We start from the raw sequence: 21,646 nt of genomic DNA, 5'->3' as shown, positions 1-21,646 counted from the left end.
AGGGAAGAGCACACAAATGGTATGGATTAAGCGCGGGGCCGCCGGCCTTGCTGGCCTCTTGCTGGTCGCTTTTGTCTTTCTGGCGACCTGGGAACCCTTCGCAGCGCATCAGGGCAAAGCGCCTGAATATCGCGAATACTCTGCAGAGATCGTACGCAGCGAATACGGCGTACCGATGATCTATGGCGAAACAGACGCCGATGTCGCATTCGGAGTCGCGATCGCGCACTCTGAGGATGACTTTTTCACGCTGCAGGATGTCGCCGCCATGGCGAAGGGCCGCTATGGCGCGATTGCGGGCCAAGACGGCGCTCAGGTCGATTTCGTCTATCACCTCATTGATGCACGCGGCACTGCTGCCCGCGAGTATCCCAAGCTTCCGGCTGACACGCGCGCCTTGTTTGATGCCTATGCTGCCGGACTGAACCATTACGCCAAACAAAACCCGAGCGAGGTTAAGCTCGCCAATCTCTTTCCGGTCAACGGAGAGGATATTGCGGCAGGATTCGTCCTTCGTCAGCCTTTCTTTTACGGGCTCGGCAATGTGATCGGACCGCTGGTTGCAGGCGAAGAGCTGCGCAAGGAGTTTGGCCCCGATATTCCTGGTTTCCCTCGACCCAATTCACCCGCCGAGCAGTTGCGCGAAGAATTGGCCCACCGGGACGAGCATCCCAATCTTGTCCTGCCGCTGGGAAGCGCAGGCGACCATCTGGGTTCCAACGCTTGGGCAGTGGCACCGGAGAAGACCGGTGGCCCAACCACTCTTATCTCCAATTCGCACCAACCCCTTCGTGGCGGCGTCGCATGGTATGAGCTTGGCGTACAATCGGGTGAAGGCTGGCATTTTACCGGAGCCAATTTCCCTGGCTCACCCTTCCCCTTCCTCGGACACAATGAGCATTTGGGCTGGACCAACACGGTCAACCGCCCTGACATGACCGACATATACGAGCTTGAGATGAATGAGGCGGGCGACAGCTATATGCTCGATGGCGAGTGGCATGAGCTCAGCGAAAGAGCCGTAACACTACCAGTAAAGATGGGGCCTATCACCCTGCCGGTTCCACGCACCGTCTATCGCAGCCAGCACCATGGTCCCGTCATCAAGAACGACAAGGGCGTGTTCGCAATCCGATATGGCGGGATGGAGAAAGCGGAACAGCTGGATGCTTATTACCGCCTCAACAAGACCAAGACGCTGGAAGAATGGGAGGCGCAGATTGCCCGCATGGCGATCCCTTCCACCAACTTCATCTACGCCGACAAAGAGGGCAACATCGCCTATGTCTACAACGCGGCGATCCCCAATCGACCCGAGGATGTGGAGGCAAACTGGCGCGGAATCTTGGACGGTTCGCGCTCGGACCTGATTTGGGAAGGAAGCGTCGAATACGATCGCATTCCCAAGCTTATCAATCCCGCATCTGGCTGGCTCTATAATTCAAACAACGAGCCCTACACAGCTGCAGGCGAGGGGAGCGATTTGTCTCCCGACGATTTCTCCCCCGTTCTGGGGATTGAGCGCAAACAGACCAACAGATCACACCGCGCTTACAAGCTGATGAGTGAGGCAAACCTGCTTGACCGAGCCACGTTGGAAGTGATCAAATATGACAAGGCTTACGAACGGCGCGACTATGTCGACACTTTGTTCGATGCACTTGAGTCGTTGGATGCTTCCCCGCGTGTTCAGGATGCGGGCCTGTCGGATAGCTTGATCGCCGAAGCGCGAGAATTGCTTCTTCAATGGGACTATACAGCAGACAGCGAAGGTCCAGCTGATGCGCTCTCTCTTCTCATGATCCTCAGCTATATGGGTGCTGAGTACAACAACACGCCTGTGCCGGACGTAGAAGAGCATCTGCAAATGGCCAGCGACCACCTGATGGAGCATTTCGGACGGCTTGATCCACCGATGAGCGAACTTTTGCGTCTTCGCCAAGGCGATGTGGACCTACCGCTTGATGGCGGATCAGACACTTTGCGCGCCTCCACCACATGGCGCCAGGAAGAGGATGGGCGGCTTAGCCTGGTGCACGGCGACAGCTTCATCCAATGGGTCGAATGGCCAACCGACGGCGGCCGGGTGACCTCGCGCTCGGTCCAACCATTTGGCGCGGCAACCACTCGGCCAGAATCCAAGCACTTCACCGATCAAATGCAGCTTTATGTCGATCACAAATTGAAGCCAGTGCATTTCTTTGAAGAAGACGTACGCGCCAATGCAAAGAGCACACGGGTCGTCAGCAACGCAGAGCGGTAAGCCATCCACAAGAGATGATTTCGCTTGGGTTCACTCGTCGGTCCCAATAAGTTCAAACTGGCATCGAGAATTCGAAGGGACTAAAAATATGAAGATCCGTCACGCCGCAGCCAGTCTGGCTGCGCTGAGTATAGCCATTGCTGCGCCGCACACTGCCGCTCTCGCTCAGGACTCAGCTGAAGCCACCGCAAGTACTCCTACCAACGACCTTCAAGAACTGGTCGCACAGGTTCAGGTCCCTTTTGAGAAGTTCGAGCTCGAAAACGGTCTGACCGTTGTCGTTCACGAAGATCGCAAGGCCCCAATCGTCGGGGTTGCTGTCTGGTACAATGTCGGTTCCAAGGACGAACCCAAAGGTCTCACTGGCTTTGCCCACCTGTTTGAACACTTGATGTTCAACGGCTCGGAAAACGCACCAAACGATTACTTCCAATACCTTCAGGAAATGGGCGCGACCGATTACAACGGCACAACCAACTTCGACCGCACCAACTATTTCCAAACCGTCCCTCGCCCGGCGCTTGAGCGCGCCCTATGGCTTGAAAGTGACCGGATGGGCTATCTCTTGGGCGCGGTTACGCAAGGTAAGCTCGACAACCAGATTGGCGTTGTTCAAAACGAAAAGCGTCAAGGCGACAACCGTCCCGGCGGCCTTGTATTCTACGAAATCCTCGAAACCATCTTCCCTGATGGCCATCCTTACCAGCACTCGGTCATTGGTTCGATGGCCGACATCGAAGCTGCCACTCTGGACGATGTGAAAGACTGGTTCCGCGAAAAGTACGGTCCCAACAATGCGACGCTGGTCCTAGCCGGCGATATCTCCGCTGACGAAGCACGCCCGTTGGTTGAGAAGTGGTTTGGCCCGATTGCGCGCGGCCCGGTGAACACACCTGCCGCCGCAGCCATTCCAACGCTGGACGAGCCCGTGCGCAAAGTGATGCGCGATCAAGTCGCCGCGACATCGATCAGCATGTATTGGCCCGCTCCTGGCATCACGTCGGAAGATCTTGCCGCCCTCAACATGGGTACGCAAATCCTCGGTGGTCTGCTCTCGAGTCGTCTCGACCAGATTCTCGTGCGTGATGAGCAGCTTGCCGTGAGTGTGTCGGCTGGAAACTTCGATTTCCAGCGTGTTGGTCTCATCAGCGTAAGCGCGACGCTTAAAGATGGCGTCGATGCCAGAGTCCTAGAGGCGCGTCTCAAGCAGCTGGTCGATTGGTACATCGAAACCGGTCCAACCGCTGCTGAAGTTGAGCGTGCAGCAACCAGCAACCTTGCTGGCACAATTCGCGGGCTTGAGCAGGTCGGCGGCTTTGGCGGCAAGGCTGTCGCTCTGGCCCGTGGCGAAGTGCTTGCCGGTGACCCTGGCTTTGCCAAGAAGCAATTGGAGGTGCTCGCGTCGATCACGCCTGAAACGATCAAGACGGCGATGCAGAAATGGATGACGCGTCCAGCATTCACGCTAGTGCTTGAACCGGGTGAGCGCGATGCGACCTATCAGGAAGCGTCCAGCGTAACCGCCGGTGGCAACGCGACAGAACGCGACCGGGCCAACGAAGAGATCAGCGTATCACTTGATCGCCCGACTCCTGAGATCGCCTCTGTGCCCTCACTCGACTTCCCGGACTTTGAGCGCGCGACGCTCGCCAATGGGATGCAGGTCACTTACGCAATGCGTGACGCAGTTCCGGCAACCTATGTGACAATGTCCTTCAATGCAGGCTCCGCTTCGGATTCTGCCGAAAAGCGCGGGGTTGAAAACCTCGCGGTCGGCCTTTTCGATGAAGGTACGGCCACCTTAACCAGTCAGCAGATCGCAGAAGAGCGCGAAAAGCTTGGCGTCACGATCAACACAGGCGGTGGTGATGACCGTTCGAGCTTTACGCTCTCGGCTCTTTCATCAAACCTCGCACCATCGCTCGCCCTGTTCGGCGATATCATCCGCAACCCAGCCTTCAACGAGAGCGACCTTGCGCGCGTAAAGGCGCAGACCATGACGGGCATTCGACAGCAGATGCGGTCTCCGCAGGGCATCGCGCAGCGCGCGATTGGGGTTGAGCTGTTCGGGCCCGATAGCCCCTATGGCGGTGTCGAAACGCTTGAGAGCGTGGAAAGCATCACTCGCGATGATTTGGAGGCTTTCAAAGACGCATGGATCCGTCCTGACAATGGTGAGGTCTTCGTGATCTCAAGTCTGCCTCTCGACACTATCGTCGCCCAACTCAACGAAGCATTCGGTGATTGGGAAACACCTGAAACGGCCAAGGGCGAGAAAGACTTCTCAACCATGCCGACAGCGGCCGAGGGTGGACGCATCGTTCTCATCAACCGTCCAAACTCGCCTCAGAGCTTTATCTTCGGCGGTCAAATCACCCCGCTTGATGCAAGTGATCCGGCCTATGTCGACTTTGAGAACGCCAACAACTCGCTTGGCGGCAACTTCCTCGCCCGCCTCAACATGAACCTGCGTGAGACCAAGGGATGGAGCTACGGCGTACGCGGGGGGCCGCAGGCGCGTGAGAATACGGTTGTCTATGCCATCGGCGGCGGCGTTCAGGCGGACCGTACCGGCGATTCCATCGCTGAGATGATCCGTGAGACCGGTGAATTCCTGACAGTGAACGGTGTGACCGAAGAAGAGCTCACCCGCAATGTCGCCAACTCGGTTGGTCTTCTGCCAGGCCGGTTTGAGACATCGCGTGCGGTTCTTGGCGCGATGCAGCAGCTCGCGCTCTATGGGCGCCCCGACAACTACTACGAAGAGCTCGTCGGCAAGTATGAGGCTCAGACAACGGAAAGTCTGGATGCTGCCGCGCGTTCGGCGCTCAACGTTGATGACTTCCTCTGGGTGGTCGTCGGTGATGCCGAGAAGGTAGCACCGCAGCTTGAACAGCTGGGCCTTCCAGTTGAAGTGCGCGAGCTGGAAGGCGCTCAGCTGGGCGGCTGATCGCTGTACCGCCCTCCGACGCTACGGCATCTTGAGGGCGACAAGACGTAAACCAAGCGGGCAAAGCCATAACCGGCTTTGCCCGCTTCTTTTTTGACAAAATTGGCGCGGGGTTTGGTATTGAAAGCCCCAGATTGACGTGTACAACCTCTCGCCAAGCCAAAGGGCCAGGGCATTGCGCCGAGTGGGTTTTGGCTCCCGAAATGCAACGAGCGTCCCCCAAAGGCACGCACTCAAGGAGACTAGAAGATGTCTGTAGCAGGAACTTACAACACGACCGTCAAAAGCCCTATGGGCGACCAGTCTGGCACTCTCACCATTGAAGACAATGGCGACGGCACTTTCAAGGGCAACATGGCTGGCGGCATGGGTTCGATGGACATCGAAACCGGCACTGTCGATGGCAACACCATCAGCTGGAAAATGAACATGACTGTTCCAATGCCGATGACGCTCGACTGCGAAGCCACCGTCGATGGCGACAGCATCACTGGTAACGTTAATGCTGGTGCTTTCGGTGCTATGCCACTTTCAGGCACGCGCGCTTAATCACAAGCGACACAAGACAATAAGAAGGCCGCTGGAGTTCACGCTCCAGCGGCTCTTCTTTTGTCTAGCTTGGAGTTGCGAGCAGTTCAAACTTCATCAACAGCGTGCGTTGAGAGCTGGAAAAATTGTCGTCGCTGACTATGTAGAGGAAGGTTCTGTCGCCTTCCTCACGTACGGCAAGCCCTTCAAAATTATCGATCGTAAGCGGCGGCAGAAAGGTCGCAATCTCACTGCGGGTGCCATCTGGTTCGTAGGCGACGATGGCGGCGGTGTTGCCTTTGGCGGGTGAATAGCTGCGGAAGAGTATGAGGAACGTGCCATCTGAAAGCGCATCTGCGTCAGTCGGAACACCCTTCAATGCTTCAACCTCTTCTGGAGGCTTGACCGCAAAATCCGTATGGCGGTCTTCTGCATAGCTGTAGAAATTGCAATTACTCCGGCCCTGGGTCGCTAAGCGCTCGGCGCACATGAGATGGCCCTGGGAGCCAACCGCATAAGACTCAAGGCCGTTATTCGGTTCGGTGATTTCAAGCTCGCCTTCGGGATCAAAGATCGTTTCAAACGGGGGCTTACTCAAACCATTTAGGTATCGCATTACGCGGTGATGGCGTTCGAACGCCACGCCCCAAACGCCATCTTCGTCCCTGTATAGCGCCTCACTATCGCCGTCTTGTTTGCCTTCAAGCGGTTCGCCATAAATGCTAAGCAGCTGACCAACTTCAAGTTCCGTCACGCCGGTAAGGCGCCCGTCCTCCTCGACGGGAACCATCCAGACCCATCGCGCATCATCAGTGATCGCGAGCAGCCGCTCGCTCTCCGCATCCCATCGCAGTCCCGAAAGGCCGCCGATATTTTGCCCCATACGCGGAATGTCGAGGCCCCCGAGATACTTAAGGTCCCCCACTCTATTGAGCGAAGGGTCTTCCTCGGACAGTGGCACCTGGAGCAGCTCAGTCGCATCGGGAGCGAGCGGTTTGTGGACGTAGATATACGCGCCAACCAGCAGCGTTGCGACGACGAGCGGGCCCCATAGAGCGATCCGCATCAGCATGGCTTAAGCAAGCTTATCTTTCAGTATCTGGTTCACCACTTGCGGGTTCGCCTTGCCCTGCATGGCCTTCATGGTCTGCCCCACGAAGAAGCCAAAGAGCTTGTCTTTGCCGCCTTTATATTGCTCGACCTTGTCTTGGTTGTTGGCAAGGATCTCATCAATCGCCGCCTCAATCGCGCCAGTGTCACTGACCTGCTTTAGGCCCTCCGTATCGGCGATCTCATCAGGCTCGCGGCCCGTTTTGAGGACGATCTCGAAGATTTCCTTGGCTTGACTGCCGGATATCTCAGACTTGCCCTGCATTGCGAGAATAGCGGCCTGACGCTCAGCGGTTGCGTGAGAGGCATCGCCCTCATCGCCAAGCGATTTGATCACGCCCGGAGCCACTGACAGAGCCCAGTTCGCAACCTGTGTGGCGACATCCGCCTCCGATTTGCCGATCGCGCCCGCCGCTGCTGACAGCAGCGTTTCAAACCGTGCAAAGGTCTCGACCTCATGCGTCAACTCACGCGCATTGTACGGCGTCAGACCAAGCTCGGTCTCGTAACGAATGCGCTTGGCGTCGGGGAGTTCGGGAAGCGAAGCGCGACATTCTTCGAGGAAGTCATCCTCAAGCACCAGCGGGAGCAAATCGGGGTCCGGGAAGTAGCGATAATCATGCGCGTCTTCTTTTGAACGCATGGTGCGCGTGGTGCCGGCTGCCACATCAAACAGGCGCGTTTCCTGATCAACCGTCCCGCCGCTCTCAAGCACATCAACCTGACGGTTCGCTTCATATTCAATCACTTGCATGACGAAGCGGACCGAGTTCACATTCTTGGTCTCGGTGCGGGTGCCAAGTTCAGTATCGCCGACTTTACGGACCGAAACATTGACGTCGGCGCGCATGGAGCCTTCTTCCATATTGCCATCGCATGACCCCACATAGCGCAGGATAGAGCGCAGCTTGCGCACATAAGCGCCCGCTTCTGCTGGTGATTGCATATCGGGCCGCGAGACGATTTCCATCAAGGCAACGCCCGAGCGGTTCAAATCGACATAGGACATGGTTGGGTGCTGATCGTGCATCAGTTTCCCTGCGTCCTGCTCGACGTGGATGCGTTCAATCCCGATGACTTTATCTTCGGGAATGCCGTGCTTTTCATCGGCCTCGATCAAAAGCGAGCCCTCACCCACGATCGGGTGATAGAGCTGGCTGATCTGATAGCCTTGCGGCAAATCGGCATAGAAGTAGTTCTTGCGGTCAAACCGGCTCCACGCGTTGATCTCCGCTTCAATCGCCATTCCGGTGCGCACCGCCTGACGGACACACTCTTTGTTGGGCACGGGCAGCATGCCGGGCATAGCCGCATCGACCAAAGACACCTGTGAGTTCGGCTCTGCGCCAAATTCGGTGTTAGCGCCTGAAAACAGCTTAGACTTGGAAGTCACCTGCGCGTGGACTTCAAGGCCGATAACGACCTCCCATTCGCCGGTTGCGCCTTGGATGCGGTAGTCACTCATCGTTTAGTCCCAACAAATGCGTTTCGATTGATTTCAATTCAGTCTTACAGACTTCGTCAAATTCATTTGAACCGGTGATCGATATCTCTTCCAAAAAGAGCAGAGTCGCATCCCGATACTGTGGGTACTCCCGCAACTCTCGAATGTATGCGACCATCGTTGGTCCGTTGAATTTTCCATTCTTGTTTGGTTGGTGCAAGAGCTCATCAAAAGCGGTCATCAACTTGGAGTAGTCGTGCACTTTGATGGGTCGATCCGATGGCTTGGCCTGCTTCCGCGCCTGTTCGGCGAGTATAATGGCAAACACCGTCATAACCCAGAAAGGGATGACCATACCGAATAGAATTAGCCCGATTACAGTCCATTCGAAAGTCGTCATGGCCTAGTCAGCTTCTTCATCTTCGGAAACCACCTTGCCATCCGGCCCAAACCGCGCTTCGCCGTGGTCGATTGTCTTCGACAGAAACATCACCACCCCGCCGATGAGGGCAAAGGCGATGAGGAAGATCATCACGAAAGTCGCAGTAAAGCTCATGCAGGTTCCTTGATGTCGAGGAGTTGAGCCTCGACCGCCTTCAACTCAGCGCGCACCACGTTATCGAATTTGCGCGTGCCGGTGATGTTGATCTCTTCGAGGAACAGGACGCTGAAAGAGCGGTATTCGGGATAGTTCGCCAGCTCACGCACGGTTGCCGCGAACAGAGGTCCATTGCGCACTGTCTGCGATTTGGGATCAAGCTGGGCGTGGAGCGATTGGAGCAGCGCGGCGTAGGCGAAATATCGCTTGTTCGGCTCCTCCACCCGCAGGGCCTTGGCCCTCTCGCGAAAAGAAAACGCAAGCAGCCACGCAGGCACCACAAAACCCAACGCAAGGACAGCGATTATGGCCATTTCAAAGGGGCTCACCACCACTTCTCCGGCGCGTGGGTAAAGCCTGCACGCTCTTGGATGGCGAGGCCCGCGTTTAGGACCATTTGCTCATCGAATGCCTTGCCTACCAATTGCAGGCCCAGCGGCAGACCGTTTGGGTTAAGGCCAGCCGGAACGCTCATCGCAGGAAGGCCCGCAAGCGAGGCTGGCACGGCGAAAACGTCGTTCAAATACATCGTCAACGGATCGTCATTGAGGCTCCCCAATGGGAAGGACGCTGTTGGCGTTGTTGGTGCGAGGATTAGGTCGCACTTCGCCCAAGCCTTCTCGAAATCCTGAGAAACCAATGCGCGGACCTTTTGGGCTTGCGTGTAATAGGCATCGTAGAAGCCTGCGCTGAGCACATAGGTGCCGATCAGAATGCGGCGCTTCACCTCATCACCGAAACCGGCTGCGCGGGTTTCCGCGTACATGTCTTGAAGGCCGGCCCCCTCTGGCAGGTCGCGCAAACCATAACGCACGCCATCATAACGCGCGAGGTTCGAAGACGCCTCTGCAGGTGCAATGATGTAATAGGCAGGAAGCGCGTATTTCGTGTGCGGCAGCGAGATATCGACGATCTCGGCGCCTGCATCTTTCAGCCACGCTTTGCCCTGCTCCCAGCTGTCCAAGATCGCCTGGTCCGTGCCTTCCATGCGATATTCGGTGGGGATGCCCACCTTTTTGCCTTTGAGATCGCTTGACAGAGCGGCTTCCCAATCGGGAACTTCCATTTGAAGCGAGGTCGCGTCCTTGGGATCAAACCCGGCCATCGCGCCCAGCATTATCGCACAGTCTTCAACCGAACGCGCCATCGGGCCTGCCTGATCAAGCGAGGAGGCAAAGGCCACCACGCCCCAGCGCGAACAGCGGCCATAGGTCGGCTTGATCCCGCAAATGCCAGTGAAGGCCGCGGGTTGACGGATGGAGCCGCCAGTGTCGGTGCCGGTTGCCGCAGGCGCGATGCGCGCTGCCACAGCGGTCGAAGAGCCACCTGACGAACCACCCGGCGACATTGCGGCATTGGTGCCCTCTTTGCGCCACGGGCTGCTCACATTGCCAAAAGCAGAGGTTTCGTTGGAGGAACCCATCGCAAACTGATCAAGGTTGAGCTTACCCAACATCCCAGCGCCTGCGTTCCACAAGTTCTGCGAAACTGTGCTCTCATATTCAGGCTTGAAGCCTTCAAGGATGTGGCTCGCCGCCGTGGTCTGCACACCGTGGCTGGCAAACAGGTCCTTCATACCAATCGGCACGCCGCCCATTGCGCCCAGATCCTCGCCAGCCGCGCGTTTTGCGTCGGTCGCATCGGCGGCTTTGAGAGCAGATTCAGGAGTCGCCACGATAAAGGCGTTGAGCGATGCTGCCTCTGCGACTGCTGTGTTGAAGCCCTCCGCCACTTCGCGCGCGGTGAAGTCCCCAGCTTTTACACCGTCGCGGATGGCCTTTACGCCCAAGTTTGTAAGGTCTGTCATAGTTTCTTGTGAGTCCTCGCGAAAGCGGGGACCTCATGTCGTTCGCTCATCGCCTGTTTGAAAGAGGTTCCCGCCTTCGCGGGAACGCACAAATGTTCGCTTCGTTCTATTCAATCACCTTGGGCACGCCGAAAAAGCCGTGCTCGGCCGCAGGCGCATTGGCGATAACCGCATCGCGCTTGCCACCCCCGGTCAGCGGGTCCGCGTCCACCACATCATCGCGCAAGCGAAGAGTGTTGGGGATGACTGCCGTCATAGGCTCAACGCCCTCGACATCAACTTCGGCAAGCTGCTCTACCCAACCGAGGATATTGTTAAGTTCAGGCACCATCCGCTCAAGCTCTTCATCGCCCATCTTGATGCGCGCCAGTCCGGCGATTTTTGCCACGGTTTGTTTATCTACAGACATGATTGCCGCTTAGCGCTCAGGAAGGGGCGCTTCAAGCACGAGTTGGACCCTAAGCTTCAAGTTTTTTGCAGGTGCGAAGCGGTCACTCGAACGCCCCACTTGCAGGCTTGCCATCAATGTAGAGTTGTTGGCCTGTGAACGGCCTTAACTCTACGTTAGAATTCTCATCAAATTCAGGCACCTTATAGGGCGTATCGCGGTGCATCTGGCCGTGACGAATAGCCGCATCTGAAACCTTGTTGGTCGCTTCGTCATACACCAGGAATTCCGGGTCATAATTCTCGCCCAAAAGCACCATAAGAGGCTGTCCGCCAAGCTCGCCCAATTCGACCACACGGCATTTTTCGCGGCAGCGATAGTAGTTACCCTGCAAATAAATCCTAACCGCTAAGCGGATGTCATCATCCTCAACATCAATCGGCGCGCTATTGATCGCCTCAGCATTTTCAACACGCCTCGCTTCGTAACGGCTCTCTGCATTCTGGGCAGATAGAGCCAGCTCAGCCACCTTCGCATCGTCGCTTTGACTCAAAGTCGCCAAAGCCTCGCGTCCCGGATCTCCAAAATCCCATCGAAGGGCGCGATAGTCGAATTCTTCCGCGCTAACCTCACCAGCGGCCAAGCGAGCAAGTTGATTAGATGTCGAAATCGAGCCGAAATTGAGGATCGGCATCGCAAGCAGGAGCGCCAGCACAGCGGTCATCACCGCCAAATGCAGGTTCGACTGGCGAAGAAACCTACGCCAGCCTGCGTCGCGTCCGCGAATGGCAGACACGAAATAGGCAACGCCATAAGCCACAGCGACTGCAATCGCGATGAGAGCCCAAATCCGCTCGGGACTTAGTCCGTGCTGCGCAATGCGGGTCCCCATGGAAATCGCCGCCATCACTGACAATGGCAAGATTCCAAGCGCTAAGACAAAGCCCGCAATGCGAAGAACCCGCGAATTGCTGGCATCGGCATCGTCATCGCGCACAACCGCATTGGCGAGAACAAAACACCCAACAGCCACCGAGAGCAGCAGCGGCGTCGCGCTTTTGGTGGCCTCCCACAGAACATCAATCCCGGAGACCAGCACGGCGAGTAAGAAGATCACCAGAGCTATCGCCAAAGGCACCGCAAGGATCGAGAGCACCAACAGGACGACATTCTGTAGAGTGCCAATGATCTTGAGCTGATTGCGAAGAACGCCGAGCGCAGCACCAAAGGTCGTGCCTGAGAACATCCATCCAAATGGCTCTTCGTCGAGCAGGTCCTTCAAAAGGTCGATCTGGATCGCCGAAAACAACTCTGCCAGAATTGCAATCAAGGCCCAGGACAGGCCTACAAAGGCGAGTGCCCCTGCCCCGGTGATCGCATCGGTCCAGACGTGGAAATGGGTCGATTTGTAACTGGTTTGCCAGCGAAGCCGATGGAAGCCTGCCTGAAACAACGGCACGGACAAGGTCGTGGCAAGAACGCCTGCTGCGACCCAAAACTCTTCATCTGCAAAGCCATCCCCTGCAGCGGTTGCGCGCCAAGCGATGCCCGCCATGACCAGAGCCACAATAGCGGAGAAAACGAGAGAGGAGCGCCACCGCTCTTCAGTCAGGGTGAAAGCGAAGACAAGCGGACCGAATACGGCAGCAGCAGCAAGCGCAGCGCGCCATTGTTCGATGTTCGAACCATCAGTACATATGTGAACCACGAGCCCCGCAACCGCCATAAGCACAGCGAGAACCCAAGGGCGTTCGCGCCATTCTTTTAAGGCGTCCACGTCCTGCTCAATGCTCTGATTTTCGGCCATCGATCCCTCCCTCATGGCGAGAGTTGATCTAAGCCACTTGAACCTTCAATGAAAGTCCGGCCCGTTTATTGACCGGGTTGAGGCGCACCCACTGGAGGACCACCTGGTCCGCCCGGACCACCGGGGCCGGATTGCTGGATTGCGCTTTGAAGGATCGAGAGATTGCGATCAAAAGTTTCGCGGTCCATGAAATCGACCACTTCAATCTCGAAGATCAAGTCAGCATTGGGCGGAATTGGCGCGCCTTGCGGCGGCTCTGCGCCATAGGCCATGTCCGATGGGATAAAGAGCTCGTACTTACCGCCCTTCTGCATTTGCTGGAGCCCCAGATAAAATCCATCGATGGTTGCATCGGGTTCTATCGGGAATGGGCTGCCTTCAGGAAAGATGCCTTCGACAGGAAGCGGAATATCCTGCGATTCGTCAAAAACCTCTCCGTTCGACGCAAGAGAACCCTTGTACTTCACAAAGACCATGTCGCCTTCTTGAGGGTTAGGCCCCTCACCTGCGACCAGCGTGTCGACGCTAAAACCCTTGGGCACCGCGGCCCAGGCAAGCCCTGCTCCAAGTAGGACAGCGATGATCACACCCAGCCAAATCTTGGTCAGCGAGCCCTTGGCAATAGGCTGGATCGGTACGCGTGTAATCTCGGTCATGAGTAATCCCGTCTTCTATGCGCGCCATCCGTCCGGTCGTGTCCAGCAAAAAGGGCGCGGAAGTGTTCCGCGCCCTGATGGCGTATCGTTGCAAGTGTTTCAAGCATTTCAGCCCGTGGACCACCGCCTCAACCGCAAGTTGCCGCGCCCGAAGGGCGCAGACACCCGCTTACTTGATGCCGTCGCGCTCCATGCGCTTACGCTCAAGCTTGCGTGCACGGCGAACCGCAGCAGCTTTTTCACGAGCGCGCTTTTCGCTGGGCTTTTCGTAGTGGCGGCGCAGTTTCATCTCGCGATAAACACCTTCACGCTGCAGCTTCTTCTTGAGCGCGCGGAGGGCTTGATCGACATTGTTATCGCGAACCATGATTTGCATAAACGGCAACTACCTCATTTCAAAATACGCCTGAGCCCGCTGGTTTAGTGCGGGAGTGCGTTATAAACTGACGCTAAAAATGGCGCGAATCCACAAGGGTTCACGCGATCACGAGCGCTCCCCTAGCCTCGCTCACCTGAATTGGCAACCCAAAGTGCGATTTGCCCGAATGTACAATGACTGCGCTATGCATAAGGTAAGACCGTCGCTAAAGCGCTTTTCATAATGGCAGCACCGTCGCTTTCTCCGCTTATGGCATCGCTTTACGTCGCAATTGGCGGCGGGCTGGGTGCTGTGCTGCGCCACCAATTGGGCCGCGCAGTCACACATATGGCAGGATCGAACACGGCATTCCCTTGGGGAACACTTGCCATCAACATAGTGGGAAGCCTTGCCATGGGCGTACTTTTGGGCTGGCTTGCGCGATCACCTTTGGCTGCGCAGACCAATGAGACTTTGCGGCTGGCCTTGGGTGTGGGCCTCCTTGGCGGCTTTACCACCTTTAGTGCGTTCAGCGCCGAGATGGTCACGCTGGTCCATCGCGGGTTTCTCATCCAAGCATTTGGCTATGGCAGCGCTTCGGTAATTGCCGGAATGGCCGCTTTCCTGATTGGCCTCGTAGGAGCACAAAGCGCGGCATGACCCTTCCTTCTGACAATCGGGCTTCTGACAAGCCAAAACAACAAGTCCGTCAGTTCACCATCAACGATGATGACAATGGCATTCGGGTAGACCGCTGGTTTAAACGCAATCTTCCTGAGATCCCTTTTGCCACCGTTTCGCGCTGGTCCCGCACGGGGCAAATCCGGGTCGATGGCGGCCGTGTAAAGCCTGAGGATCGCTTGGCGACCGGTCAAGTCCTGCGCGTACCTCCCGGAGGCGAGGCAAAGCACAAAGGACCAAAATCGCGTCGTCCTCTGACTGAGGAAGAGATTTCACAGGCTCACGAAATGGTGATCCGCGAGACGCCAAGCGCAATCGTACTCAACAAACCTCCGGGTCTAGCCACCCAAGGCGGGAGCAAGACCACAAAGCATGTCGACGGATTGCTCGATGCGTTTGTGGAACCCCCAGAGACAGATGCACCAACAGTCAGACCCCGCCTTGTCCACCGACTCGACAAAGACACATCGGGCGTGTTGCTGATCGCCCGCACGCCGGGAAGCGCAGCATCCTATTCCCGGCGGTTCTCTGGCCGCTCGGCTCGCAAGATTTATTGGGCGCTGGTCGTCGGCGTTCCTGAGGTTCGCGAAGGCACTATTGATGCACCGCTCGCCAAGCAGCCGGGCACCGGTGGTGAGAAAATGCATGTCGATGAAGAGGGTGGCCAAATGGCCAAGACCCGATACCGCGTGGTTGAACGTGCCGGAACGCGCGCTGCATGGGTGGAGCTGGAACCGCTCACAGGACGCACCCACCAGTTGCGTGTCCATATGGCTGCGATCGGCAATCCTATCGTTGGTGATGGCAAATATGGCGGGCAGGACGCGTTTCTGACCGGCGCAATCAGCCGCAAGATGCACCTTCACGCACGCCGCCTCATCATCGGGACGCCGGAAAGCAGAGCGGCGAACGAGACGGGCGGCGGTAAGCTTGATGTGACAGCGCCTCTGCCCGAACACTTTGCCGCGAGCATGGAAGCGCTCGGCTTTGAAGAGAGCATGAGCGATGCGTCCCCGGTTCGCGATGAGGTGCCAGAGCGCACGCCTGCCGAGAAAAAGCAGGCAGCACGCCGGCACGCCAAACAATATCGCAAAGACCGGCGAGGTGAGCGTCGTGGGCGTACAACGTCGGCAAACACGGCGAAGAAGGCCGCGAAGTCAGGTTTGAAATTCAAGGGCAAAGCTCCCAAAAGGTCAGGAGCGAAGCCCGGAAGCAAGCCGAAGGGCAAAAGGTAATGCACCCCAACCCTCTCTTCCGCAGTGAAGACCAGGACTTGCTTGATAGATTGGTGAGCGAGGTTTCTTTCGGCATGGTCTTCCTGACCACGCCCGATGGTCCGCGTGTCGCGCATGCGCCGATGTTGACTTACGGGACGGACGATATCCGCTTTCACTTGGCGCGAGGCAATGCTCTCACCAAGCATTTGGATGGCGCGCGTGCGCTGATCACCGTCAATGGGCCCGATGGTTATGTGAGCCCGCGCTGGTACGACAATCGCGATACGGTGCCCACTTGGGATTATGCAGCGCTGGTGCTTGAGGGAACGGTGGAACGGCTTTCGGACGATAATCTGGAAACTCTGCTCCACGATGTCATCACGACGTTTGAAGGACGCATTGAGGGCGAACCGTGGCTGGCCTCGGAATCGAGCGAGAGGGTTTGGTCGGGCCTGTTCAAAGGGATCACCGGCTTTTCGCTCAAGGTTGAGGAACGGCGCCCTACCTTCAAACTCTCTCAGAAGAAGAACCCGGTAGAGCGCGCCCGGATCGCAGCCGGAGTGGAAGCCTATGGCAACGCTGGCCTTGCTCATTGGATGCGGGAGTTTGAGGCGTGACAAAACTTGCTGTGTTTGATTGTGACGGGACGCTGGTCGATGGTCAGGCCGATGTGCTGTTCGCGATGAATCACGCGTTTGAGCTGGCGCGGCTGCCTTTGCCCGATGCCGCTCAAGTCCGCCGCTTGGTTGGGCTGAGCCTGCCGGTCGCTATCCGCGAACTGGCACCCGAAGCCGAGCAGCTTCAACAGCAAGCATTGACCGAGAATTACAAGACCGCCTTCCGCACCCGTCGCGAGGAAGGACTTTTGCACGAGCCGCTGTATGACGGTATCGCAGAACTGCTCCACAATCTTCACGCCAATGGCTGGAGCCTGGCTGTTGCAACGGGCAAGTCGGATCGCGGGCTTAGCGCCTGCCTGGCCTCCCACGGGTTAACGGAGCTGTTCGTTTCGCTTCAGACGGCAGACCGCCATCCGTCAAAGCCTCACCCAGCTATGCTCGAAGCCGCATTGTTCGAGGCCGGCGCGCAGCCAGCGCAAGCGGTGATGATCGGCGACACCAGCTTTGATATGCAGATGGCCACCGCTGCTCATGTGCGCGCTGTTGGCGTTAGCTGGGGCTATCATGCGCCGGAAGAGTTGCACGCGACCGGAGCTGATTACGTCGCAGACTCCATGGCTGAATTGCGGGCAGAATTGGGCCGATTCGCGTGACCATGGCTCCCGCCCCTACTCCCGAAGAAGTGGTGGCGGCCAAGCGCTACACCTTGATGAACCTAGTCCGCATTGGCGCGGTGATCTCGGTCATTCTGGGCATTGCGGTGGCCCAAGGCGCGGTGGACTTACCCTATGCCCTTGGCGTGGTGCTGGCGGTAGCAGGGCTACTCGCCTTCTTCTTTGTTCCCCCCCTTCTGGTCCGTCGCTGGAAAGCGGGCGATAGAGGCGAACTTTAGGCAAGCGACAGATGAAACGATTCTACAAAAAGGTCTCGGTAAACGAGGTCGAAAGCGGTTGGCAGATCACGCTCGACACGCGCGCGATCAAGACGGTCAAAGGCACGCCGCAAGTGGTGCCGACGAAGGCTCTTGCTGATGCTCTCGCCGCGGAATGGGCAGGCCAAGGTGAGAAGATCGATCCACAGACCATGCCGCTTCGCGATATGGCCGACTACGCCATTGATATGGTGAGCCCCGACCCTGGGGCATTGATCGACAAGACCGTGGCCTATGGAGACACCGACACGCTGCTCTACCGGGCCGATCCGGATGAACCGCTTTTTGCGCGCCAGCAAGAGGTGTGGGAACCGATTGTGAGCGCTTTCGAAACGCGGCACCGCGTTGAATTCGTTCGTATTTCTGGCATTATCCATCACCCTCAGAGCGAAAAGACGCTTACCCAATTGCGCAAGGTGCTCGGCGGCCACAGCTCCTTTGCTCTCGCTTCAATCGAGATGATGACCCACCTCGCCGCCTCGCTCATCACCGGGCTTAGCTCAGCTCAGCGGGACGCGGACGCGCTTGCCCTGTGGCAAGCCGCGAGCCTCGAAGAAGAATGGCAGGCGGAGGAATGGGGCCGCGATGAGGAAGCCGAAGAACGGCGCGAAAAACGCACAGGCGATTTTCTCAAGGCACGTGAATTCTGGGAGCTGGCGCAGGACTGAAAAGTCTATTGCGACGACTTCACCCAAGCCGCCACGTCCTTAGCAACGGCATTCGCGGCCGTATTCAGTGCGGGTCCGACGGACGCGGCTGTTGGCAATACGCCTTCTTCCCGCGCTTCGAACCGGCGCGACATAACTTTGCCGTCGCTATTTGTATGGACCGCCTCAAACCGTACCACAACCGCAGAGTTCGCCGCCTCATACCCCATGTCGATCAGCGTGCCGCGAAGTGATTGTGTCGCCCGCAACGGCGTATCATCAGTGTCGAGCACCAAAAGTGCCTGAGGCTCACCTGAGGCTGTTCGCAAAGTCTCGCCCAGCAGTTTGCGGAAAAGGTGCGCAGGTTTCTCAATCCACACCGCCTCGGGCAGATAGGCTATCTCAGTGGCCGAAACCGTCACAGGCACGCGGATCACATTGAGCTTGGCCGGAACTTCCGGCGTAAGCACGGCAATCGCGCCTTCGCTGCCTTCAACGCCGGACACTGCGCCTGAACCTGCTGGTGCGCTGGCGGAAGCAGTTAGCGTTAGCAGGCTCTCTGGTGGCTCACCCCCACCACCAATGCTGACACAGCCACTCAAGAGAAGGCTTGCGGCGATAAGTCCCGCCAATGGGCGCGTGGTAATCATGGCTCATACTCCGGCAATGGACGTCTGCCGATCAACGATGCCGCTCCTTCGGCTTCAAGCCGATCGGTGACCGTCCGCAAAGAACGGCTCGTAGCGCGCAAATCCTGCAGGGTTGCTTCCACCGTCGGCAAAGTGGTCTCACTCAAGGCACGTGCCGCAGGTCGGGTATCTTCGAGCACAGCCGAAAGCGAGGCCGCAGCCTGATTGGCAGACGCCAGTGTCTCGCTCAGCTCTTGAGCGAGTTTGGGACCCTCGGCATCCAACAACTCATTGGTTGTAAGAGAAACCTTCTCAAATGCATCCAATGCCTCGCTCGCTTCTTTCAACGCACCTTGAAGATCGTCGAATGTGCCTTCAAGGCGCGGTGCCGCGTCAGCGAGTTCACGGGTCAGACGGTTTGAGTTTGCCAGAATACCGGCCAGTTCCTCTTGGTTCTCCGGCCCGAAGATCGTGTTCAGCTGCTCGGTCAGCGTCGTGAGGCGCTCTAGCAATAGTGGAGCATTGGCAACAATCTCACCAAAGCCTCCACGACCGGGGGGGATCACCGGACGCCCTTCCGGGCACGCAGTGGTTTCACATGTAATGGCTGGCGAATCTTTGCGCGCACCATCCAGAAGAATGGTCGACACGCCGGTAAAGCTCGCCTGAATGCTCGCCTCAGTACCGACCAGAATAGGCACTTCATCGCGGATTCGAATGCGGACACGGACGAATTCAGGGTCTTCGGCCGACAGAGCGATCTGTCGCACTTGGCCCACAGGTACACCAGCGTATGAGACCTGACTGCCGTTCGCGAGACCCGCCACGGATTGTTTGTAGAAGATATCGTATTCGTTGACCGCGCCTTGATTAAGCCGAGCAATCCAAACGATAAAGGCAGCGAGCGCAACAAGCAGCGCTAGCGTGATCGCGCCTACCCAAAGATGATTAGCTCTAGTTTCCATTCAAAGCTTCCATGCCACTCTCCTATGCGCAGCTTCGCGCCCACCTGTCCATAACTCTATGCCGAATGCGCCCGCTCTTGTGAGGCAAGCGCGGAGCGCCCCCGAGGTCCGTTGAAGTATTCCTCGATCCATGGATGACCTGTTTCCAAAAGCTCAGGGATCGTCCCCACTGCGATGACTTGCTTATCCGCTAGCACAGCGACCCGGTCGCAAATCTCGTAAAGAGTGTCGAGATCGTGGGTGATCAGGAAGACGGTAAGGCCCAGCGTTTCTTTGAGGTCACGCGTCTGCCTATCAAAGGCTGCTGCGCCAATTGGATCGAGCCCGGCGGTGGGCTCGTCCAAAAACAAGAGCTCAGGATCAAGCGCGAGCGCACGCGCTAGCCCTGCCCTCTTCTTCATTCCTCCCGAAAGCTCACTGGGATACTTCAGCACCGCTTCTTCCGGCAATCCTGACAAAAGGACTTTGTAGCGCGCAATTTCGCGCCGAAGTCTGGGCGAGATATTGGGATAGAATTCCTTGAGCGGTACTTCGACATTCTCACCCACGGTGAGGGTCGAAAACAGCGCCCCGCCCTGAAACAGAACACCCCAGCGTCTGCGCACGCCAACCCGCTGATCAAGGTCCGTGTCGGTAATTCGCCGTCCCAGAACGTCAATATTACCAGCTGTCGGTTGTTGCAGCCCAATGATGGAGCGCATTAGCACCGACTTGCCTGTACCTGATCCGCCGACGACTCCGAGAATTTCACCCCGGCACACCTCAAGGTTGAGCCCGTCGTGGACAGCAAAGTCGCCAAAGCGATTGACGAGGCCACTCACCACAATGGGCGGTTCAAGGCAAAAACGCTCGTGCGGGGCTTCTGATTCGTCAAATGCCATGGCCCAGGTCCTTACCCCCAACCCACTTCGGTGAAGAACACCGCGAAGAACGCGTCCAATACGATCACCGCGAAGATCGCAGAGACCACAGCCATTGTAGTGCGGATACCGACTTCCTCGGAGTTACCTTTGACCTGCATCCCGTGATAACAGCCTGCAAGTGCGACAATCAGACCGAAAACCGGTGCCTTGACCAAGCCGACCCACACATCGTGGAGTGGAACGACCTCTTGTATACGCTCAAGGAAGGTAAAGAAAGGAATGCCCAAAGCGACCTGTCCGATAACCGCTCCTCCGATGATTCCAACGATGCTTGAATAGAAGCCCAAGAGGATCATCATGAAGGTACAGGCAAGAATCCGCGGGATCACCAATTGCACAATCGGAGAAATACCGATGGTGCGCATCGCATCGACTTCCTCGGTAAGCTTCATCGTGCCGATTTGCGCCGCAAAGGCGCTGCCGGAACGGCCCGCCACCATGATAGCGGTCATCAAAACGCCAAGTTCACGCAAGGTAATGCGGCCAACGAGGTTCACTGTTAAAGTCTCCGCACCAAACTGCTGCAATTGCACAGCACCTTGTTGTGCAATCACGATGCCGATCAGAAAGCTCATCAAACCGATAATCGGGAGAGCCGACACCCCGACCATCTCCATCTGCCGCACAACCGCGCGAAAGGGCATGCTCGAGGGCTTGCGAATAATACTGCCAAATCCGACAAGGATTGCACCAAGAAAGCTAACGACGCCAAGCATGCCGCCGCGAGCAGCATAGACTTTCTCACCAAGGGCCAGCGGGACCCGTTCCCAGACCGGCACGACAGCGGGGCATAACTCTCCGTCACCTCCCGCAACCTCAACCGCTTTCAGAAGATGCGTGGCTGTTTCGCTGGCTCCGGTGATCGTACTTGAATGTTGATTGGCAAGACGCGAGACGACCCAAGCGCCAGTTGTGTCCATCTCGTCAACGCCTGACAGGTCGATCTCTGCGATCTCGCCGTCAAACCGATCGATTTCCTGTTCAAACGGACCAACGGAGGACACAAGAAGTTGTCCACCGAGCACGAGCCGAGTGGTGCCAGCTTCGGCGTCTTCCAAGGAGTAGGTCACGGCCCCATACATTGCCGATAGGGTATGCTAGGAAATTGCAAGCTTCACAAGCAT

Annotated in this window: 23 protein-coding genes; 9 read left to right on the top strand and 14 right to left on the bottom strand. The window is 57.3% G+C overall.

Annotation, left to right across the window (positions count from 1 at the left end):
* Positions 1-16: 16 nt before the first annotated feature.
* The 3 genes from Q0778_RS13920 to Q0778_RS13910 all read left to right on the top strand — a co-directional run bounded on the left by Q0778_RS13920 (position 17) and on the right by Q0778_RS13910 (position 5,762).
* On the top strand, positions 17-2,263 hold the full coding sequence (locus Q0778_RS13920) for an acylase (protein ID WP_298336887.1): 2,247 nt from the start codon (positions 17-19) through the stop codon (positions 2,261-2,263).
* Between the two features lie 88 nt (positions 2,264-2,351).
* Complete coding sequence (locus tag Q0778_RS13915) at positions 2,352-5,213, top strand: pitrilysin family protein (protein ID WP_298336885.1); 2,862 nt, start codon at positions 2,352-2,354, stop codon at positions 5,211-5,213.
* A gap of 249 nt (positions 5,214-5,462) precedes the next feature.
* Positions 5,463-5,762, top strand: coding sequence for a hypothetical protein (locus Q0778_RS13910; protein ID WP_298301576.1), 300 nt, complete (start codon positions 5,463-5,465; stop codon positions 5,760-5,762).
* A 64-nt stretch (positions 5,763-5,826) separates the two neighbouring features.
* Here the strand turns inward: Q0778_RS13910 and Q0778_RS13905 are convergent, their stop codons facing one another.
* From Q0778_RS13905 to rpsU, 10 genes are all read right to left on the bottom strand, one after another.
* A complete protein-coding gene (locus tag Q0778_RS13905; RefSeq protein WP_298336883.1) occupies positions 5,827-6,813 on the bottom strand; it encodes an esterase-like activity of phytase family protein in 987 nt (328 codons plus the stop codon).
* A 3-nt stretch (positions 6,814-6,816) separates the two neighbouring features.
* On the bottom strand, positions 6,817-8,316 hold the full coding sequence (gatB, locus tag Q0778_RS13900; RefSeq protein ID WP_298336881.1) for an Asp-tRNA(Asn)/Glu-tRNA(Gln) amidotransferase subunit GatB: 1,500 nt from the start codon (positions 8,314-8,316) through the stop codon (positions 6,817-6,819).
* Entirely contained in the window at positions 8,309-8,695 is a 387-nt protein-coding gene (locus tag Q0778_RS13895) for a hypothetical protein (protein WP_298336879.1), read from the bottom strand. Before Q0778_RS13895 ends, gatB begins: the two co-directional genes overlap by 8 nt.
* Positions 8,696-8,698: 3 nt before the next feature.
* The gene (locus Q0778_RS13890) at positions 8,699-8,851 is read right to left on the bottom strand and encodes a hypothetical protein (RefSeq protein ID WP_298336877.1); all 153 of its coding nucleotides are present in this window, start codon (positions 8,849-8,851) and stop codon (positions 8,699-8,701) included.
* Positions 8,848-9,207: a hypothetical protein gene (locus Q0778_RS13885; protein ID WP_298301567.1), complete on the bottom strand. Its 360-nt coding sequence runs from the start codon at positions 9,205-9,207 to the stop codon at positions 8,848-8,850. The genes Q0778_RS13890 and Q0778_RS13885 overlap by 4 nt, the downstream gene beginning before the upstream one ends.
* 11 nt (positions 9,208-9,218) lie before the next feature.
* Positions 9,219-10,700 (bottom strand): Asp-tRNA(Asn)/Glu-tRNA(Gln) amidotransferase subunit GatA, encoded by a 1,482-nt coding sequence (gene gatA / locus Q0778_RS13880; protein WP_298336875.1) that lies wholly within the window; start codon positions 10,698-10,700, stop codon positions 9,219-9,221.
* A gap of 106 nt (positions 10,701-10,806) precedes the next feature.
* A complete protein-coding gene (gatC, locus tag Q0778_RS13875) occupies positions 10,807-11,109 on the bottom strand; it encodes an Asp-tRNA(Asn)/Glu-tRNA(Gln) amidotransferase subunit GatC (protein ID WP_298301563.1) in 303 nt (100 codons plus the stop codon).
* 82 nt (positions 11,110-11,191) lie between these two features.
* Positions 11,192-12,895 carry a DUF4153 domain-containing protein gene (locus tag Q0778_RS13870; RefSeq protein WP_298336874.1) on the bottom strand — a complete coding sequence of 568 codons (1,704 nt, stop codon included), beginning with the start codon at positions 12,893-12,895 and terminating at the stop codon, positions 11,192-11,194.
* A 65-nt stretch (positions 12,896-12,960) separates the two neighbouring features.
* A complete protein-coding gene (locus Q0778_RS13865) occupies positions 12,961-13,551 on the bottom strand; it encodes an FKBP-type peptidyl-prolyl cis-trans isomerase (protein ID WP_298336872.1) in 591 nt (196 codons plus the stop codon).
* A gap of 169 nt (positions 13,552-13,720) precedes the next feature.
* A complete protein-coding gene (gene rpsU / locus Q0778_RS13860) occupies positions 13,721-13,927 on the bottom strand; it encodes a 30S ribosomal protein S21 (protein WP_006834591.1) in 207 nt (68 codons plus the stop codon).
* A gap of 225 nt (positions 13,928-14,152) precedes the next feature.
* On the opposite strand from rpsU, the gene crcB reads away from it, so the two are divergent.
* Genes crcB through Q0778_RS13830 form a run of 6 tightly spaced genes read left to right on the top strand, consistent with a single transcriptional unit; the run spans position 14,153 to position 18,026 of the window.
* On the top strand, positions 14,153-14,569 hold the full coding sequence (gene crcB / locus Q0778_RS13855) for a fluoride efflux transporter CrcB (RefSeq protein ID WP_298336870.1): 417 nt from the start codon (positions 14,153-14,155) through the stop codon (positions 14,567-14,569).
* Positions 14,566-15,825 (top strand): RluA family pseudouridine synthase, encoded by a 1,260-nt coding sequence (locus Q0778_RS13850; protein WP_298301543.1) that lies wholly within the window; start codon positions 14,566-14,568, stop codon positions 15,823-15,825. The genes crcB and Q0778_RS13850 overlap by 4 nt, the downstream gene beginning before the upstream one ends.
* Entirely contained in the window at positions 15,825-16,424 is a 600-nt protein-coding gene (locus tag Q0778_RS13845) for an FMN-binding negative transcriptional regulator (protein WP_298336868.1), read from the top strand. Before Q0778_RS13850 ends, Q0778_RS13845 begins: the two co-directional genes overlap by 1 nt.
* A complete protein-coding gene (locus tag Q0778_RS13840; RefSeq protein ID WP_298336866.1) occupies positions 16,421-17,080 on the top strand; it encodes an HAD-IA family hydrolase in 660 nt (219 codons plus the stop codon). Before Q0778_RS13845 ends, Q0778_RS13840 begins: the two co-directional genes overlap by 4 nt.
* A 2-nt stretch (positions 17,081-17,082) precedes the next feature.
* A complete protein-coding gene (locus tag Q0778_RS13835) occupies positions 17,083-17,319 on the top strand; it encodes a hypothetical protein (protein WP_298336863.1) in 237 nt (78 codons plus the stop codon).
* Positions 17,320-17,330: 11 nt separating this feature from the next.
* Complete coding sequence (locus tag Q0778_RS13830; RefSeq protein ID WP_298336861.1) at positions 17,331-18,026, top strand: ATP12 family protein; 696 nt, start codon at positions 17,331-17,333, stop codon at positions 18,024-18,026.
* Between the two features lie 5 nt (positions 18,027-18,031).
* Here the strand turns inward: Q0778_RS13830 and Q0778_RS13825 are convergent, their stop codons facing one another.
* The 4 genes from Q0778_RS13825 to Q0778_RS13810 are packed head-to-tail and all read right to left on the bottom strand — an operon-like array spanning position 18,032 to position 21,604.
* Positions 18,032-18,655, bottom strand: a complete 624-nt coding sequence (locus Q0778_RS13825) for an ABC-type transport auxiliary lipoprotein family protein (protein WP_298301532.1) — start codon at positions 18,653-18,655, stop codon at positions 18,032-18,034.
* On the bottom strand, positions 18,652-19,599 hold the full coding sequence (locus Q0778_RS13820) for an MlaD family protein (RefSeq protein ID WP_298301530.1): 948 nt from the start codon (positions 19,597-19,599) through the stop codon (positions 18,652-18,654). The genes Q0778_RS13825 and Q0778_RS13820 overlap by 4 nt, the downstream gene beginning before the upstream one ends.
* A 56-nt stretch (positions 19,600-19,655) precedes the next feature.
* Positions 19,656-20,480, bottom strand: coding sequence for an ATP-binding cassette domain-containing protein (locus tag Q0778_RS13815; RefSeq protein ID WP_298336859.1), 825 nt, complete (start codon positions 20,478-20,480; stop codon positions 19,656-19,658).
* Positions 20,481-20,491: 11 nt separating this feature from the next.
* Positions 20,492-21,604 (bottom strand): ABC transporter permease, encoded by a 1,113-nt coding sequence (locus Q0778_RS13810; protein ID WP_298336857.1) that lies wholly within the window; start codon positions 21,602-21,604, stop codon positions 20,492-20,494.
* Between the last annotated feature and the right edge of the window lie 42 nt (positions 21,605-21,646).

Origin of the sequence: uncultured Erythrobacter sp. (assembly GCF_947502395.1) — a bacterium.
Taxonomy (GTDB): domain Bacteria; phylum Pseudomonadota; class Alphaproteobacteria; order Sphingomonadales; family Sphingomonadaceae; genus Erythrobacter.
The sequence above is the reverse complement of the archived record's forward strand: the minus strand, read 5'-3'. Positions and strand labels throughout refer to the sequence as shown.

What these genes read in the sequence shown, in the direction of transcription:
- Q0778_RS13870 (WP_298336874.1), bottom strand. Translation starts at nt 12,895, where the DNA reads ATGGCCGAAAATCAGAGCATTGAGCAGGACGTGGACGCCTTAAAAGAA.
- Q0778_RS13850 (WP_298301543.1), top strand. Translation starts at nt 14,566, where the DNA reads ATGACCCTTCCTTCTGACAATCGGGCTTCTGACAAGCCAAAACAACAA.
- Q0778_RS13810 (WP_298336857.1), bottom strand. Translation starts at nt 21,604, where the DNA reads ATGTATGGGGCCGTGACCTACTCCTTGGAAGACGCCGAAGCTGGCACC.
- Q0778_RS13905 (WP_298336883.1), bottom strand. Translation starts at nt 6,813, where the DNA reads ATGCTGATGCGGATCGCTCTATGGGGCCCGCTCGTCGTCGCAACGCTG.
- Q0778_RS13895 (WP_298336879.1), bottom strand. Translation starts at nt 8,695, where the DNA reads ATGACGACTTTCGAATGGACTGTAATCGGGCTAATTCTATTCGGTATG.
- Q0778_RS13830 (WP_298336861.1), top strand. Translation starts at nt 17,331, where the DNA reads ATGAAACGATTCTACAAAAAGGTCTCGGTAAACGAGGTCGAAAGCGGT.
- Q0778_RS13845 (WP_298336868.1), top strand. Translation starts at nt 15,825, where the DNA reads ATGCACCCCAACCCTCTCTTCCGCAGTGAAGACCAGGACTTGCTTGAT.
- Q0778_RS13820 (WP_298301530.1), bottom strand. Translation starts at nt 19,599, where the DNA reads ATGGAAACTAGAGCTAATCATCTTTGGGTAGGCGCGATCACGCTAGCG.
- crcB (WP_298336870.1), top strand. Translation starts at nt 14,153, where the DNA reads ATGGCAGCACCGTCGCTTTCTCCGCTTATGGCATCGCTTTACGTCGCA.
- Q0778_RS13865 (WP_298336872.1), bottom strand. Translation starts at nt 13,551, where the DNA reads ATGACCGAGATTACACGCGTACCGATCCAGCCTATTGCCAAGGGCTCG.
- Q0778_RS13885 (WP_298301567.1), bottom strand. Translation starts at nt 9,207, where the DNA reads ATGGCCATAATCGCTGTCCTTGCGTTGGGTTTTGTGGTGCCTGCGTGG.
- Q0778_RS13920 (WP_298336887.1), top strand. Translation starts at nt 17, where the DNA reads ATGGTATGGATTAAGCGCGGGGCCGCCGGCCTTGCTGGCCTCTTGCTG.
- Q0778_RS13835 (WP_298336863.1), top strand. Translation starts at nt 17,083, where the DNA reads ATGGCTCCCGCCCCTACTCCCGAAGAAGTGGTGGCGGCCAAGCGCTAC.
- Q0778_RS13890 (WP_298336877.1), bottom strand. Translation starts at nt 8,851, where the DNA reads ATGAGCTTTACTGCGACTTTCGTGATGATCTTCCTCATCGCCTTTGCC.
- Q0778_RS13910 (WP_298301576.1), top strand. Translation starts at nt 5,463, where the DNA reads ATGTCTGTAGCAGGAACTTACAACACGACCGTCAAAAGCCCTATGGGC.
- gatB (WP_298336881.1), bottom strand. Translation starts at nt 8,316, where the DNA reads ATGAGTGACTACCGCATCCAAGGCGCAACCGGCGAATGGGAGGTCGTT.
- Q0778_RS13815 (WP_298336859.1), bottom strand. Translation starts at nt 20,480, where the DNA reads ATGGCATTTGACGAATCAGAAGCCCCGCACGAGCGTTTTTGCCTTGAA.
- Q0778_RS13825 (WP_298301532.1), bottom strand. Translation starts at nt 18,655, where the DNA reads ATGATTACCACGCGCCCATTGGCGGGACTTATCGCCGCAAGCCTTCTC.
- rpsU (WP_006834591.1), bottom strand. Translation starts at nt 13,927, where the DNA reads ATGCAAATCATGGTTCGCGATAACAATGTCGATCAAGCCCTCCGCGCG.
- gatC (WP_298301563.1), bottom strand. Translation starts at nt 11,109, where the DNA reads ATGTCTGTAGATAAACAAACCGTGGCAAAAATCGCCGGACTGGCGCGC.
- Q0778_RS13915 (WP_298336885.1), top strand. Translation starts at nt 2,352, where the DNA reads ATGAAGATCCGTCACGCCGCAGCCAGTCTGGCTGCGCTGAGTATAGCC.
- gatA (WP_298336875.1), bottom strand. Translation starts at nt 10,700, where the DNA reads ATGACAGACCTTACAAACTTGGGCGTAAAGGCCATCCGCGACGGTGTA.